The following is a 16238-nucleotide window of genomic DNA, read 5'->3' as shown; positions in this document are numbered from 1 at the left end:
TAACTTAATTATTGCCGAGTGGAAGTCATCACACTATCAATAAATATACTTCATTTCAATTTTTAATATACACGCAAATGAGTAGATAGAAAAGTAATAAGTATTTCTATAAAAAAACTTAATTTTTTCACTAGATATCTGTTTAACCGGTAATTCATTTTTGAAAGAGTGGGGATTATCACTTCCTTATAAACGTCTATAAATAATTCAAATGATTACTCTTTCTTTTCTCTCTTTTTAGTATTCGATCCTTTTTTACGAAAAATAATTAAGGAACTAATTAAAGCAACGATACAAAAAACAAAAGCCATCGCAAACGCATGACGATAATCGGTAACCTCCAATGATTCTTTTATAGCAAGTGTGGAGCTTCCAATTGCCAATGATTGTGTAGGAGTAGCTTGGGCATGACTAGATAGAAACGTAACTAATACAGCAGTCCCAAAGGAGCTAGCAATTTGCCTTAATGTATTATTCGTTGCGGTCCCATTACTGATCATGTCATTGGGTAAAGCATTCATTCCCGTTGTTGTCACTGGCATCAAGACCATTGATATTCCCAATAAACGAATAGCATAGAAAATAGCTATGAAAAGAATTGGCGTTATCTCAGTAATAAATAGAAATGGAAATGTCCCTAAAGACAATAACGTCAAACCAATCGGGATTAAAAAACGTCCACCAAATCGATCAAATAATTTTCCTGTAACTGGATTCATTAATCCCATCACAATACTTCCAGGTAATAAAATCAACCCCGAATCAATTGGACTTTCTAGATGAACCTTTTGAATATAGTCTGGTAAAATAGATTCAAATCCAAGCAAGGCTATATAAGAAATGGCACTTAGAAACACAGAAACTGAAAAAGTTGAGTAGCTAAACACTTTTAAGTTCAATAGTGGATTTGAAATTTTCAACTCTCGTACAATAAAAGAAATAATCACAGCACATCCTATAAACAAAAGAACAATCACTTCTTTAGACAACCAGCCTTTAGTACTGGCTAAACTAATGCTGTATAACAAACTACCAAATCCAATGATCGATAAAAAAACAGAAGGAATGTCTAACTTACTCTGTTTTAAGGGTATGCTGACTTTAAAAAACAGCAAAGCCCCTATTTCAGATAGAAGAATCAACGGTATTGTAATAAGAAATAATGTTTTCCAATTAAAATAGGTAATAATATATCCAGATAGCGTTGGCCCTATCGCGGGAGCTAACGCAACTACTAAACCAACAAACCCCATAGCAGTTCCACGCTCGTTTTTTTGGAACAGCGTTAATACAATCGTCTGAATCAAAGGAAGCATAATTCCAGAAGCAATTCCCTGTAATAATCGTCCAAAAAGCAAATACTTGAATGTTGGACCGAAATAACAAATAAGCACGCCCATTAAAAATAAATTCAAGGCAGTTAAAAATAGATATTTAGACTTGATTTGTTTCATTAAATAAGCAGACAAAGGAATAGTAATACCTGATACTAAGAGAAACAACGTTGTTAACCATTGAACGGTGCTTAAACTTATATTCAGGTCTTTCATAATCGTTGGGTAGGCTGTGATCAACAGCGTCTGATTCATAATAATACAAAATGCGCCCAGTAGAATAACAACCATAAGAGCACTTCGATTATAGCGTACCCCATCATAGGTTTCTTTGTTTTTATTCATCCATTCACGTCCTTAAATAATTACACCGATTTTCCCATTTACCAATCTGGAATAACGCAGAAAAGAAACACTCATTGAGCTATTTCGTTTTCTGCGCGACTGAATCTTCCTCTACAGTTCCTTACTGTCTAGTCTTTGAAAACTGATTCAAGTTCACTAATTATTTACTACTAAACAGGATCAATTTTAATTGCTTTCTCCTCTACTTTGATCATTTTTGAATAGAAGGCAATTCCCACTAAAACAATTGCTGTAAACCATAAAGATTTTTCACCATAAGCTTTTGTCAAAATAGTCCCGATTAGTCCGCCACCTGCAAAACCAATTAATACAGAAAAATATAACCAACTATTTTTCCATGCATCTTTTGCTCCGGTAAAAGCTTGAATAATATAATTGAACGCTAATTGTACCACTAATGTCACGGCAACATTTCCATAAAGCATGCCATCTATTTTATGAAATGCATTCCCTTGCATTCCAGCTAGAAAAGAAACAAGCATACATATCTGTAGGATGGTAAAAACACTATTAATTGATGAAAAACCTAAGCCAACTAAAACGACTGCTTCTATAAGTAAAATTTCAAATGCCCAGATTTTCTTCATTTTAATGCCCAACACTTCAATAATTCCTGTCGTCATCGCACCTAATCCAAAACATAAGATGGTTAGTGCCACTGTAGCTAAATGCTGCCAGTCTTTTGTTGCAATTGTTTGTCCTAATAAAATGATATTTCCTGATTGTACTGTGCTAAATGCTTTTCCTACAAAGTAGGTATACCCGTCCATTGAGCCAGCCGCAATCGCTAGAAAAAAAGCAATCCAAGGTAGTTCCATTACAGGATAAGTCGGTACTTTACGATTATTCACTCTCTATTCCTCCAATTTTTGATAGTAAAAAGCCTAGAAAATTTTCCTATTTATTTTCTAGGCATTGAAACAAAAACTATTCTGGTTTTTTAAACCAAACAACAGGTTGTGGCTTTTCTGGATTTGGTAGTGACTCCGCAAATTGTTTCGTAACGTTTAAATGATCCGCTACCATTTGCGATGGGGAAGAGCCTAACCATTTATTTAATGAAATATCAGAATACTCACCATGCTTGAAGACTTCTACAAAAATCAAGGGTTCATCACCAATATTTTGTACGTAGTGTCCAGCTACGATTGGAACGACACCTACGTCACCTGCTTGGAAATCAAACGTTCTAGAAACACCAGCAGAGTTAAAAACTGTCATGCGAGCTTTCCCTTGAATGTAGTATTGCCATTCTGCAGCTTTAGGATGCCAGTGAAGTTCGCGCATTCCACCTGGCTCTACTTCCACAAAAGCAGCCGAAATTGTTTTCGCTACAGGAAAAACGTTTTGATCGACGATTCGTACACGACCAGCTTCTGATTCAATCGGTTTAATTGTATCCATATGAAATGTAAATGGCGATGGAACTTTCCCATTCACATTTGGACGTTCGACTTCTTCAATAGAACCAGGAATATTTGCTTTAAAAATATATTTTTCTTTAGCAGGGAAACTTTCAATTTCCTCTGTTGATTTTTTAAAGTTTGCCGCAACCACTTCAGGTGGCGTATGTGCCAACCAATCCGATAATAAGAATGTATTGTTTTCAGAAAAATCAGCTTCACTGAAAACTAATAAAAATTCACAGCCTTCGTCTAACGCTTGAATAGAGTGAGGAACTCCCGCTTCAAAGTTCCATAAATCTCCGGCTTTAATGTCATCAATGAAGGAGCGTCCGTATTCATCAATACCCGTCACACGAGCATTTCCATAGAGCATCAAGCCCCATTCAGCTTCCTTATGCCAATGCATTTCTCGATAAGCACCGGGTTCTAAGCTCATGTCTACGCCAGCAACATCTTGTGAAATGGGAAAATCACGGTTTGTGATTTCTCTTGTCCATCCGCCTTCTTCCAAGCGTTGATGTGAATCAGAATAACTAAATCTTAAATTCGCCATCGTTCCATGGTCAGTAGCAGGTGGCACTAGAATATCTGGATTTTCTTCATCACGACTAGTATTTCTAGGTCCATGATCAATCCACCCTTTCCCATCGGTGTGTCTGTAAGGCTCAAGTTTTTTTTCTTCTGACATATCCAATCACTCCTTAAATTTAATATGTATTGATTGTCTCATGAAAATCGATTTTTAGACAATGATATACTTATGATTGACTTTTTACAAAAAAATTAGAATTTTATTGATTTCTATCCCTTTAAATGCTGATCCACCGATTCTTTATACGTTTATGCCCATAATTCTTTTCTTCCTTTCCTATCGCAGCAAGTGACAACTGTTCATCAAAGTTTCCTGTTTACTCTTTGATAATAGATAATATACAGCAAATAAGTATTCACTTTTTTTTTATTATTCAAAAATAAGAGCTGTTTTTTTTTGAAAAAAAAATAAAAGCCTCTAAAATAAGCTTAATCCCTGTTTCTCTTTTCAGTAAAACTAAATCGAAATAGTTTGAGAGTCTTTTTACATTGATTTAATTAAAAAAAATACAAAGACCAAAAATCTTTTTCATGATTTTTGGTCTTCGTATTTAGTTGACTTTAAACTTATTTATAAGTCTATTCATTTTTTTCGATTTGTTGTTAACTTTTTCCCATTCTACGTTGAACAAATTTTACAATTTCAACGATTGGGATAATCGCAAATGACGTTCCAGCAACGATTGCCCATTGGTAAGCATCTAATGACGTTACGCTGAACAAGTCATTGAATCCTGGAATTAGAATCGTTGCTGCTAGTAACAAGAACGATACTAAGATAGCCCAGTTAAATGATTTGTTTCTGAACAACCCAACTTTAAAGACAGATTGGTAAATAGATTTCACGTTGAATGCGTGGAACAATTGAATCAATCCTAATGTTGCAAATGCCATTGTCAACGCATCACCATGTTGTAAATCATATAAGGCTGCTGCTGATAAGTTTGGCATATTCGCTGCTGTGTGCGCTGGGAATTCGATCGCCATTTTATACACGATCAGCGTCAACGCACCTTGTGTGATCCCTTGATAAATTACACTACTCAAGACACCGCCAGAGAAGAAGTTTGATTTCTTCCCACGAGGCGCATGGCTCATCACGTCACGCTCAGCAGGCTCTACGCCCAAAGCAATTGCTGGGAATGTGTCGGTTACTAAGTTGATCCACAATAAGTGAACTGGTAGTAAGGTATCCCACGCTAACATTGTTGCAATAAAGAGTGTCAATACTTCCCCTAAGTTAGCAGAAAGGAGATATTGAATCGTTTTTTGGATATTTGAGAAGACTTTACGTCCTTCTTCAACGGCTACGATAATAGTAGAGAAATTATCATCCGCTAAGACCATATCAGAGGCACCTTTTGATACTTCTGTACCAGTAATCCCCATGCCGATACCGATGTCAGCTGCTTTCAAGGCTGGTGCATCATTCACACCGTCACCTGTCATAGCAACGACTTTACCTTCTTGTTGCCACGCTTTCACGATACGAACTTTATGTTCAGGTGAAACACGAGCATAAACGGAATAATGTTCAACGACTTTTGCAAATGCTTCATCCGATAATTCATTTAATTCAGCACCTGTAATTACAGCATCGTCGTCACCTTCTTTAATGATACCAAGACGTGCAGCAATTGCTTCGGCTGTGTCTTTGTGGTCACCTGTGATCATGATTGGACGAATGCCAGCTTCTTTGGCTACTTTTACCGCTTCGGCTGCTTCTTTACGTTCTGGATCGATCATGCCGACAAGACCTGCAAATACTAAGTCTTTTTCAACTAAATCAGAATCCATTTCCGCTGGAACCGCATCTACGATTTTATAAGCCATTCCTAAAACACGTAATGCTTGTTTGGCTAATTTTGTATTAGTCGCTAAAATTTCTTGACGTTGTTTGTCATCCATTGCTGGTGTTTGACCCTTTAATAATGCTTGATTACAACGTTTTAGTAATTCGTCTGGTGCACCTTTGACAGCAACTAAGAATTTACCATCTGCTAATTGGTGAACAGTTGTCATCAATTTACGATCTGAATCAAATGGAATTTCAGCAACACGAGGTTCAGCAGCAACTTTTTCCGTTACGTTAAAATCGTGATCTAAACCGTATTGAACAAGTGCTGTTTCAGTTGGATCACCAATCAATGAACCGTCTTGTGCAATTTTTGTATCGTTTGTGTAGTTCATGATTTTTAAGGCCATATTATCCATAGCAACAGCATCTGTTGCAGGTTTTACTTCATTATCTGTGTAAAGAGCTTCAACCGTCATTTGGTTTAATGTTAACGTCCCAGTTTTATCTGAACAGATAATATCTGTGCTTCCTAATGTTTCAACCGCTGGTAATTTGCGGACGATGGCATTTTTCTTCGCCATTTTTTGTGTACCTAAAGCTAAAATAATTGTAACGATAGCTGGCAATCCTTCTGGAATCGCTGCAACGGCTAATGAAATTGATGTTAATAACATATCGATCCATGTACGGCCGTTCATCATACCAACAACAAACATCACTGCTGCAATCACTAAAATAGCGATCGTCAACATTTTACCTAATTGGTTTAAGTTTTGTTTCAATGGTGTTTCAGTTTCTTTTTCGTTGGCTAACATCCCTGCAATCTTACCGACTTCGGTGTTCATCCCTGTGCCGACAACCACACCGATTCCGCGGCCATAAGTCACGTTACTGTTAGAATACGCCATATTGATCCGATCACCGATTCCGATGTCATCAGATTTACCTTCTAAAACAATAGCTTCTTTTTCAACTGGTACAGATTCACCTGTCAAAGCTGCTTCTTCGATTTTAAGACTCGCAGCTTCCAATAAACGTAAGTCTGCAGGAACAACATCTCCTGCTTCTAATAAAACGATATCTCCTGGTACTAGTTCATCACTTTTCACTGTGATCACGTGACCATCACGACGGATATTCGCATTCGGCGAAGACATTTCTTTTAAAGCTTCAATCGCTTGTTCTGCTTTGGCTTCTTGAATCACACCGAAGATCGCGTTTAAAATAACCACGAGTAGAATGATGATGGAATCAACAAAATCACCTGAGAAGACTGCGGAAATTACTGCAGCAAATAGTAAGACAATGATCATAAAATCTTTAAACTGTTCAAAGAATTTTACAACGATTGATTTCTTTTTCCCTTCATCTAAAGCATTAGCCCCATAGCTTTCTAATCTTTTCTTGGCTTCTTGATTGGATAGTCCTTCGACTGTCGTATCAAACTTTTGTAAGACTTCTTCATCTGACTGCGTATAAAATGCTTCAGATAATTGAACCTTTTTCTCTTCTGACATGTTCTTCCTCCTCTGTAATGTGCAGCTACTTAAATCTATTTTACTTCATATTAGCGAAACGAACACGCTTTTGGACTTAATGTTCGTAGCAAAAACGAAAAAAAATAGACCTCTGTATGCTAAATAGAACATACATAAGTCTCACCGTTTAAGACAACACCAGAAATTTCTTTCGGAGTTGGTGATGTTGCCGCAGCTAGCGCCGCCAGTTACTCCCTCATGAAATAATAGAATGGTGACAGATAAAATCGTTCATCAACTATTATTGATGAACTAATTATACCTGTTCTTTTAGTGTTTTTCAATTGAAATCGTCTTGATTTTCAGAAAAATTTCTGTTTAGTTTGAAAAAGGCTTACGTTATTGACCCTTGAAAGCATTCTCCAGAGAAAAAACCCTATCGTTCCAACAGAAATGGACAATCGGGATATGAAGATTCTATGATCAAACCGTTATGTTCTTTGCGAAGTATCCGATCCTTGTTTCGTGATGATTTCTAATCCTACTGATAATATAAATAGTAAAATAAATAAAGTAGCAAACATTACTCCACCGCCAAAAAGACTAATAGCACCTACGATACCAAGAAGACTCATTAAAATAGATTTTACTTTTTCCATAATCAATCACCACTTTTCCAAAACAAAGATTTTGTCCTTGTTTATTACTATCGTACGCCCAGAATCTTAGACTGTCAACGGATAAAGCGATTATTCAACTGCTGCTTTAACTCAGCAAAAACGATTTAGCTCTTGTATTGCTTAGTCAGCAACTCTTTATATTTTTTCGGTGTGTTGCCCCAAAATGTTAAGAAATTCCGATTAAAGGTGCGAATCGACTGGTAGCCACACGCTTCAGCTATCTCACTAATTTTTTTAGATGAACTCAGCAAAAGGGAGCGGGCAAATAACATTCGATTATATTCCAACAATGAATTAAAGGTCATCGCAAATTCAGCTAAGACAATTTGATCGATTTTTGTCGGACTCGAATAGAAATATTTAGCTGCTGTTTGAAGAGTGATCGGTTGTTGGTAATACCGATTGATGTATGTATAGATTTCAAAAGGTAAACTGTTTTGAAATCGAAATGAATTGTGCTTTTTATGATCAGGCTTCAATTTTTTGATTTCTGTTGGTGCAAAACCTGTTGCTGCTTTAAATTGTTTATTAAAACTAGGAACTGAATGATAGCCAACAAAATCAGCGATAAATGCAATCCCTAATTCTTCGAATTTCATCATGGCTAAAGCATTGTTTATCCGAACTTCGCTAAGATTTTCACCGAAGGTTTTCCCTGTTAACTTTTTTAATCCACGATTGATTGTTTGGGGAGTGCGTTTAAATTGTTCTGCTACTTGTGTCAATGTCAGTGCTTCTCTAAAATGGAAGTGAAGATACATCAGAACTTTTGAACTAACATTTCGGACATCTTTTTCACGCAGCCAATTCTGTCTGGCCGTACGTTCAAACCACACAATAACTTGATATAAATCTGCAAGTAAGGATAAATCATATAGACGATTTTGTTGCTCGTACTCTTTGAGTGCATGGGTAAAAATCGTGCTTAAGTATGAGAAATCATTCTCATTTCCATTTAGAACCGGTGTATCCCAATAGTCAAAAAAATTCATATGCTGCTCAACCGAACGAGTCGTTAGACTAGCCAGCATCAGTACGTTTAAAGAAAGTTCAAAAGTAATTGCTTGAATCTCTTCATAAATTTCTCTGAAATGATACACATGGTAAGAAAATAACCAAAGAACACTGCCTTTTTTTACTATATATTCTTGATTATTGATTTGAATTTTTCCTGAACCGCTTTTTATAAAAAAAAATTGAATTGACATCTTACTGGTTTTAGCAGTTTCAGCTTGAACAGTTACCATTTTTACAATAAAATCTGTTTTGTTCATTTCAAACCCATAATAGTCAGTCCCATTGTAAGGGAGATTCGTTTTCATAAAAACACTCCTTCGTTCAATTAAGATAAGAATAATATTTTTAATGTCCAGTATTTTGCTTTCAATAAGATTATACTATAGTTGGACATGTGATGAATATCACAAATATTTATTGGAGGTTATTCTCATGAGTAAAAAAGTTTTTGTTTTAGGTGGAACTGGATTTTTAGGTTACTATACTACGGAAGAATTATTGAAGCGCGGCTATGAAGTAGCGACGGTTGCATTGCCACCAATGCCGGCAGAGGACTTATTTTCTAGTGATGTTTCAGTGACTTTAGGAAATATCAATGATATGACCGATGAAGCAATCTTAGACATGTTAAATGGATGTGTTGGTTTTATTTATGCGGCTGGTGCAGATGAACGAGTGGTTCCTAAAAAACCTGCTTCGAAGTTTTTCTACGAAGCAAATGTTTTACCGACTCAACGTTTAGCTTATTTAGCTAAAGAAGCTGGCGTGAAAGATTTTGTTGTTTTTGGTTCTTATTTTGCAGAATTTGCGGAACGTTTACCTGAAACCAAGTTAACACTTGAAGCATACCCAATGATGCGTTTACTGCAAGAACAAGTTGCTTTCGCTGAAGGCGACGGTGGGATGACTGTGACTTCATTGCGCCTTCCTTATATCTTTGGCACAATGCCAGGCAGAGAGCCACTTTGGAAAATGTTTACAGATCAAATCAAGGGCCAAGATGTTTTTCCTGCCATTAAAGGAGGAACTGCAATGGTGACTGTTGAACAAGTTGCAGAAGCAGCCGTCGGTGCCATGGAAAATGGCACTCATCGCAGTACTTACGCAATCGGCGATACAAATATGAAATATCAAGAATTCTATCAAATGATGGTTGCAGCTTTAGGGCAGCATACCCAAGTTCCTGTAGTCTCGTACGATGATGTCAAAGCAATCTACGAAGGAATCGATGCCGAAGCAGAACGAGCTGGCTTAGAGCATGGTATTCATTCAACCAAATCCGCGATGATGCAAGAATATGATCTATACTTAGATCCCAATGATACATTCCCTACGTTGAATGTGAAACATCATGATGTGATTGCTTCTATTAAGGCAACTTTAGCGAAGTGTGTAGATTAAGTAGTGATTTTCGCTATTTTGGCTTGATCGATTTGTGGAATCAAAAAATAGAAAGAAACAAAACAAATTGAGTGATCTGTTTTGTTTCTTTCTATTTTTACTACCTTAAAAGCACTTATCACTCTTCATATATTATTTCTTGTTCGTATTGTACATCCTTATCCGCATCCCCAAAAGTATAAAACACCGTAATCTTTACTTTATTTGAACCAATTTCAGAAAGTGGCTGTGTTAAATCATAGTCATAGACTGAATTGCTTAACACATTGCTAGTCATAGCAAGTGAGCTCTTCGTTTTATCAATCGATACCCACTTTTTCTTTTCTTCTACAGAAAACACTGTTTCTGATTCACTGACTGTTAGAATCTTTTCTGAATCATTTGAAATCAGCAACTTTTTTCCTTCAAACTGAAAATGGACTTTCTTTGATTCACTTGCTTTTGGTTCAGATTGTCTAATTTGCGAGCATCCTCCCAATAGTAACAACAGCACGACCAATAAATTTTTCATAGTTCCTCTTCGTTTCATAACTTTATTCAGGTCCATTCATCGATTTTGTCCAGAAATTTTCAACCAAGCCATGTTCCATACCCATAATAAATTTCTCTCTAATATCAGGATAGGCTTGTGCCAAACCACTTATAAGCTGTTTGATTTCTTCCCTTTTCGTTTTTTTATCGACCGGACAAGGGTTAAAAATAACCGGTAATGCTTCTCTTTTGACAAATTGAATGACTTGTTTTTCTTCTACGTATAGCAACGGACGGATCAACGTAATACCGGTTTTTGATAAATAACTAATAGGATCAAAACTAGCCATTTGTCCATGAAATAAAAAATTCATAAAATACGTTTCGATTGCATCATCTAGGTGATGACCTAAAGCCACTTTATTACAGCCAAGTTCTTTAGCATGTTTATACAAAATTCCTCTGCGTAGTTTTGCGCATAAGGAACATGGAGAGCGTTCTTCTCGGATATCAAAGACTACTTGAGCAATATTGGTTGGGACAACCTCTAATTCATAGCCCAACTTTTCCACAAATTCCTGCAATGGTGCAATATCCATATCAAATCCCATTGCTAATGTGATTGGGACAATGTCAAATTCGAAGCCCAAGCGCTGTTGCTTACTGATCGTATCTAAAAAATACAACAAACTGGTACTATCTTTGCCACCACTCATTCCGATCGCTACTTTATCACCTGGTTGGATCATGCGATGGTTTAATACCGCACGACGAATCGGGTTATAGTAGATCTGATTATCTTTCTTTTTAAAACTCATTGTTTACTCCTTTTCGGTCACTTGGTTCATTTAAAAAATTCTGTTTTTAAACTATAGCTCTCACCTGAAACGATATCATATTGGATCTGACGATAATCGTCGTATAATTCTTCTTGGGTTCTATTTAGTTTTAACGTTTTGCTCCATTGCTTATCTTTATAGTAGAACCCTTTTTCAAATGCTGGTACCTGCTTTTCAAGTTCCGTCAATAATTGATAAAAGCCTGTCATTTGCATGCCGCTTTGTTCAAACAATGTCGGTGCAAAATAAAATGGACTGCTGAGTGCGTCGTGTGTGTGTTTTGCACTCAATTTCTGTTGATTATCGTACATCAAAAACTCAGTCTCGTGCATAGTGACTTCATCATTGTCAGCTTTGATTTCATCAGAATAAATACTTGGTAAATGATCCCCCCAAAAAACAACCAAGGTTCGTCGCTTGACATCATTTAAAGCGGTTGTGAATTGTTTTAACGCTTCACTGCTATAGGCAACATCTTGCATATAACTATCAATGGCTTTTTTATTGCCCTGACTTTTAGAAGAGTAATCTGTTGTTACATATTTATCACTGTAAGGCATGTGTGTCTGCATCGTCACTAAATGAACAAACTGTGGTTTTTTCTCATCTTTGAGGAGATCTAGCACTTCTTGATAGGCGGATTCGTCAGAGATGTAGGGATTATTTTCGATTTTTTCTTTATAATTCATCGTGTCTTCGCTAATAAATCGATCAAAGCCAAAGGTGTTGTAAACATCTTTTCTTTTATACATCGAGGTATTATATGGATGGATCGCAGTTGCTTGATATTCTTGATTTTTTAATAATGAAACGATTGATGGGATTGTTTCCATTTTAGGAATCAGCATCGTATAAGGTGTTGTTAACTGAGCGTTAAATAGTTCCATTGAAAAACTAGTCAATGCTTCAAATTCGATATTCGCCGTCCCACCACCATAATTTTGCGACAACATTTGTCCACTGTAGGTTGTTTTTGCGACAGCATTATATTCTTTTAAGGGATCTTTATTGACGGTTATCCCTGATAAATTCTGCGGATCAGAAAAACTCTCACTCATCACAAAAATAATATTCGGTTGTTCCTCCTCTAATGATTCATTGATTTTTTGCGCTTTTTTTGTGTATTTATCAGTAATTTCTTCAATGGTCTTTTTGGAGTAATTCTCTGGCTCATTCATCGCTTCAACCTTTAGATTATATAAAAACCCACCCATAAATCCTGTATTGTAATAGTTCATTTTTTGGCTATAGGGAATCCATAAAGCTGTTTTGTCGTAGGCTTTTCGTAATACATTACTTGAATCGTTGAAATGACTGATGTAAAACAATAACCCAATCGTTATAACTAAACTTGAAAGACGTGCGATTTGCCAGTTTTTTGATAAGTGTCGGCTCTTATAAACAGCTCTTCCAAAAAAGAATAAGCCCACAGCTGCAATGAGTAAAATAGCAATAAAAGGAATCGTTCCAATCATTTCCCTCAATAAGCCAAATTCCGTGATCATTTTCAAATCATCTGGATAAATTGGTTCAGTTCGGTAAAACATTTTTTGATAATTTGCAAATCCTAAAATCCCGATCGTGATTATATACAGCAAACTACCGAAAGCAAGCGAACCTGCCAAACTGCACAAAAATAGTAAGAATATCAATAGGACTGTACAACCTAAAATAAATTTTTCTGTGTGCCATGAGAAAGCAAATTTGACGACTAGTTCTAGCGATAATTCATTTTGACACCATTGTAAATATAAGTTGCTGATCAAAACTAATAAGATCATTCCGATCATGATGAGCGGGTATTTGATCGTTTTTTTCTTAAATAGTTGCAGTTTTTTCTTCACACTATTCTCCCTTTTCTTTTTTCCTCAATACGTTCCTTAATATTTTATGCTTAGTCGAAAAAAAAGTAAAGCTCCCAACATGGGAACTTTACGAACTTTCATTATTTTAACTTTTTAGCTGCTTCAAAAATTTCTTCGATCAAGATCATTACTTTGCGAACCTCTTCATTTTTCACAACAGGTTCAGCTTGTTCTCGAACAACCTTGTAGAAATTTTTATAAAACGGATCATATTCTGCCGAAACATTTGGTAGCTTCTCCGTTTCTGTTGCTTCTTCCGATGGCGGTGCCATCGTTTTCGTCAAGCCGACCCCTGCTTGGATTGGTTCAGGTGCTTGAATAGCTTGTTTATCAGATTCGATCACTAGTTCACCAGACAGATCCCAATCGTGAATGACGCCAGTTCCCTTAGTTCCCTTTAGATACCAGCGCGGCAGTTTGATATAGTTGGTCGTCCCCACCTCGATGATAGCACGGCTACCGTTTTCAAAGATAATGTATGCAATAAAGCCATCGTCTACTTCATCTCCAAGAATATAGCTTAAATCAGCTGAAACTTTTACAATACGGCTATCTACCAAAAACAACAGTTGGTCTAATAAGTGCACGCCCCAATCTAACAGCATTCCGCCACCGTGCTTTAACTCATGACGCCAATCACCGGGAATTCCGTTTGCCCCTTGTACACGGCTTTCAATTTGAAACAATTCACCAATTTGCTGGTTTTTGTAAAGCTCTCGAGTAATCAAAAAGTCTGGATCCCAGCGGCGGTTTTGATGGACCATAAAGGTTAGACCAGTTTCTTTAGCAACTTTCAATACTTCATCTAATTCTGCGACATTCATCGTTACTGGTTTTTCGCAGACAACATGCTTGCCTGCTTTTAATGCTTGAATCGCTAACTCCTTGTGTGAATCATTAGGTGTGGCAATCAATACAGCTTCTATGGTTTGATCTTGTAGTATGTCTTCTAACGATGAATAAATTTTATGATTGTGTTGACTGGAAATTGCTTGACGTTCTTCTGAATGATCATAGGTCCCAACAACGTGGATTCGTTCGTTTTCATTTGGCATAATGTTGTGGATATGGTAGGAGCCCATACCGCCGTATCCAATTACGGCAAAATTAATTGCGGTCATTTTTTTAGTCCTTTCTATCTATAAAAGGTAATTGATTTTGGGTGCTGAAAGAGTTGGTCAGAAACGGTCGCTACCTTCTCTTTGACGTCTAGCTTTGCTGTGAATAACAAGGAACACAGTGAGTCGATGTTGAACAGTACAAGACGACTGTATGGAGCGTTGTTTCCTTGATTAAACCCACCACATTTCCGTAGGTTGCTCTTTGATCATGATACTTTTCAAATTAGTGATTGCTCTATTCAAGCCTTCCGCTGTAGACATGATTGGGTCTTCGTGTTCAATGCTCAACACATAATCATAGCCATAAATTCTCAACGCACTAATGATATCTGACCAAACTTTCAGATCATGACCGCACCCAACAGAACGGAAAGTCCACGCGCGACTTTTTACATTACCGTAGGGTTGCATGTCTGTGAGCCCATGCATATTGATATTGTCTTGATCCAAGTACGTATCTTTTGCATGGAAATGGTGGATCGCATTTGCTTCACCTAAAATTTTAACTGCCGCTACTGGATCGATACCTTGCCACCATAAATGACTTGGATCTAAATTACAGCCGATTGCTTTTCCCGTTGCTTCACGGAGTTTCAGCATCGTATAAGGGGTATGACATAAGAAACCGCCATGTAGTTCGATCCCGATTTTTACACCTGAATCTTCTGCAATCGTATTGATATTTTTCCAATAAGGAATTAATTGCTTTTCCCATTGATAATTATAGTTCTCTGCGTATTCTGTTGGCCAAGGTAACACAGGCCAATTGACTTGGGTATCGGTTGCATTGCCTCCTGCTATTCCAGAAAAGCCGTTCACTACTGAAACATTCATTAACGAAGCTAGTTTGATCGTTTTTTGTAATAGTTCATCTGCTTCTTGCGCCGTTTCTTTTAGTGGTGAAATAGGATTATTATGACAGCTCAATGCACTGATCGTTAGGCCTTTGTCAGCAAGTTTTGCTAGATACTCTTTTCTAGCCTCTGAACTCGCTAGTAATTTGTCGATAGCTAAATGAGCATTTCCTGGAGAACCACCTGTTCCAATTTCAACTGTTTCTAGTCCTGCTTTTGAGACGGTATCAATCATTTCTTCAAAGCTTAAATCATTAAATAAAGGAGTAAATACACCTAGTTTCATTGTTCAGTTCCTTTCTTGTTCGCAATAGATTCTACAGGCTCATGGTGACCGTAATTCGGATAACTATTTTGCGTTGGCTGACACCAACGAACCCCATTTTTGATGACTTTTTGAACTTCTTTATTATAATAGGAAGGATACGTTTCGTGGCCTGGTTGAAAATAAAAGATTTTCCCATTCCCACGATGATACGTACAACCACTACGAAAAACTTCGCCACCAGGATACCAACTGATAAAAATCAGATCATCAGGTGTTGGAATATCAAAATGTTCGCCGTACATCTCTTCTTTTTCTAATTCGATATACTCGCCAATTCCTTCAACGATTGGATGACTTGGTGCAACGGTCCATATACGACAATGTTCTTCCGCCTCTCGCCATTTTAAATCGCACGATGTCCCCATTAGTTTCATAAAGATTTTTGACATATGACCTGAATGAAGGACCACGAGTCCCATCCCTTCCAACACACATTGATAGACACGTTGAACAATTTCGTCTGAAACTTCTTGATGTGCCACATGGCCCCACCAAATCAAGACATCCGTATTGGCTAAAACTTCCTCTGTTAAGCCATGTTCCGGTTCATCTAACGTAGCAGTTTGGACAGTAAAGTCTTCTTTTAAAAATCGAGCAATTTGTTGATGAATCCCTTCTGGATAAACTTTTTTGACAGCTTCATCTGTTTTTTCATGACGAAATTCATTCCATACTGTAACTTGAATCAT

The 16238-nt window shown here is 36.9% G+C and carries 13 protein-coding genes; 1 reads left to right on the top strand and 12 read right to left on the bottom strand.

Annotated elements, in window-relative coordinates; all coding sequences use genetic code 11:
* Positions 1–215: 215 nt before the first annotated feature.
* The 6 genes from IGJ55_RS05280 to IGJ55_RS05255 all read right to left on the bottom strand — a co-directional run bounded on the left by IGJ55_RS05280 (position 216) and on the right by IGJ55_RS05255 (position 8975).
* Positions 216–1679: an MDR family MFS transporter gene (locus IGJ55_RS05280; protein WP_430607615.1), complete on the bottom strand. Its 1464-nt coding sequence runs from the start codon at positions 1677–1679 to the stop codon at positions 216–218.
* Between the two features lie 170 nt (positions 1680–1849).
* Positions 1850–2551 carry a YoaK family protein gene (locus IGJ55_RS05275; protein ID WP_069639531.1) on the bottom strand — a complete coding sequence of 234 codons (702 nt, stop codon included), beginning with the start codon at positions 2549–2551 and terminating at the stop codon, positions 1850–1852.
* Between the two features lie 76 nt (positions 2552–2627).
* Entirely contained in the window at positions 2628–3794 is a 1167-nt protein-coding gene (locus IGJ55_RS05270) for an oxalate decarboxylase family bicupin (protein ID WP_069639532.1), read from the bottom strand.
* Positions 3795–4300: 506 nt separating this feature from the next.
* Positions 4301–7012 (bottom strand): cation-translocating P-type ATPase, encoded by a 2712-nt coding sequence (locus tag IGJ55_RS05265; protein ID WP_069639533.1) that lies wholly within the window; start codon positions 7010–7012, stop codon positions 4301–4303.
* A gap of 452 nt (positions 7013–7464) precedes the next feature.
* Positions 7465–7632, bottom strand: a complete 168-nt coding sequence (locus tag IGJ55_RS05260; RefSeq protein WP_207121004.1) for a hypothetical protein — start codon at positions 7630–7632, stop codon at positions 7465–7467.
* A 125-nt stretch (positions 7633–7757) separates the two neighbouring features.
* A complete protein-coding gene (locus tag IGJ55_RS05255; protein WP_207121003.1) occupies positions 7758–8975 on the bottom strand; it encodes an AraC family transcriptional regulator in 1218 nt (405 codons plus the stop codon).
* Between the two features lie 127 nt (positions 8976–9102).
* Here IGJ55_RS05255 and IGJ55_RS05250 point away from each other — a divergent pair, with 127 nt between their 5' ends.
* Entirely contained in the window at positions 9103–10071 is a 969-nt protein-coding gene (locus IGJ55_RS05250; RefSeq protein ID WP_430607613.1) for an NAD-dependent epimerase/dehydratase family protein, read from the top strand.
* A gap of 118 nt (positions 10072–10189) precedes the next feature.
* Here the strand turns inward: IGJ55_RS05250 and IGJ55_RS05245 are convergent, their stop codons facing one another.
* The 6 genes from IGJ55_RS05245 to IGJ55_RS05220 all read right to left on the bottom strand — a co-directional run bounded on the left by IGJ55_RS05245 (position 10190) and on the right by IGJ55_RS05220 (position 16238).
* Positions 10190–10582, bottom strand: a complete 393-nt coding sequence (locus IGJ55_RS05245; protein WP_430607611.1) for a hypothetical protein — start codon at positions 10580–10582, stop codon at positions 10190–10192.
* 22 nt (positions 10583–10604) lie between these two features.
* Positions 10605–11360, bottom strand: coding sequence for a tRNA 2-thiocytidine biosynthesis TtcA family protein (locus tag IGJ55_RS05240; protein ID WP_430607610.1), 756 nt, complete (start codon positions 11358–11360; stop codon positions 10605–10607).
* Positions 11361–11386: 26 nt separating this feature from the next.
* Positions 11387–13225, bottom strand: coding sequence for an LTA synthase family protein (locus IGJ55_RS05235; protein ID WP_430607608.1), 1839 nt, complete (start codon positions 13223–13225; stop codon positions 11387–11389).
* Positions 13226–13326: 101 nt separating this feature from the next.
* The gene (locus IGJ55_RS05230) at positions 13327–14367 is read right to left on the bottom strand and encodes a Gfo/Idh/MocA family protein (protein WP_430607606.1); all 1041 of its coding nucleotides are present in this window, start codon (positions 14365–14367) and stop codon (positions 13327–13329) included.
* Positions 14368–14538: 171 nt separating this feature from the next.
* Positions 14539–15507: a sugar phosphate isomerase/epimerase family protein gene (locus tag IGJ55_RS05225; protein ID WP_207121038.1), complete on the bottom strand. Its 969-nt coding sequence runs from the start codon at positions 15505–15507 to the stop codon at positions 14539–14541.
* On the bottom strand, positions 15504–16238 hold the full coding sequence (locus IGJ55_RS05220; RefSeq protein WP_207121037.1) for a ThuA domain-containing protein: 735 nt from the start codon (positions 16236–16238) through the stop codon (positions 15504–15506). The genes IGJ55_RS05225 and IGJ55_RS05220 overlap by 4 nt, the downstream gene beginning before the upstream one ends.

The sequence above is a fragment of the Enterococcus sp. AZ170 genome (assembly GCF_050545135.1).
GTDB lineage: Bacteria > Bacillota > Bacilli > Lactobacillales > Enterococcaceae > Enterococcus_L > Enterococcus_L ureilyticus.
Note: the sequence above shows the minus strand (reverse complement) of the source record. Positions and strands in the feature narration are given on the sequence as shown.

Bases quoted from the DNA above. Each gene is read 5' to 3' on its own strand.
- IGJ55_RS05240 (WP_430607610.1), bottom strand. From the start codon at position 11,360: ATGAGTTTTAAAAAGAAAGATAATCAGATCTACTATAACCCGATTCGT.
- IGJ55_RS05260 (WP_207121004.1), bottom strand. From the start codon at position 7,632: ATGGAAAAAGTAAAATCTATTTTAATGAGTCTTCTTGGTATCGTAGGT.
- IGJ55_RS05255 (WP_207121003.1), bottom strand. From the start codon at position 8,975: ATGAAAACGAATCTCCCTTACAATGGGACTGACTATTATGGGTTTGAA.
- IGJ55_RS05230 (WP_430607606.1), bottom strand. From the start codon at position 14,367: ATGACCGCAATTAATTTTGCCGTAATTGGATACGGCGGTATGGGCTCC.
- IGJ55_RS05265 (WP_069639533.1), bottom strand. From the start codon at position 7,012: ATGTCAGAAGAGAAAAAGGTTCAATTATCTGAAGCATTTTATACGCAG.
- IGJ55_RS05270 (WP_069639532.1), bottom strand. From the start codon at position 3,794: ATGTCAGAAGAAAAAAAACTTGAGCCTTACAGACACACCGATGGGAAA.
- IGJ55_RS05225 (WP_207121038.1), bottom strand. From the start codon at position 15,507: ATGAAACTAGGTGTATTTACTCCTTTATTTAATGATTTAAGCTTTGAA.
- IGJ55_RS05245 (WP_430607611.1), bottom strand. From the start codon at position 10,582: ATGAAAAATTTATTGGTCGTGCTGTTGTTACTATTGGGAGGATGCTCG.
- IGJ55_RS05220 (WP_207121037.1), bottom strand. From the start codon at position 16,238: ATGATTCAAGTTACAGTATGGAATGAATTTCGTCATGAAAAAACAGAT.
- IGJ55_RS05280 (WP_430607615.1), bottom strand. From the start codon at position 1,679: ATGAATAAAAACAAAGAAACCTATGATGGGGTACGCTATAATCGAAGT.
- IGJ55_RS05250 (WP_430607613.1), top strand. From the start codon at position 9,103: ATGAGTAAAAAAGTTTTTGTTTTAGGTGGAACTGGATTTTTAGGTTAC.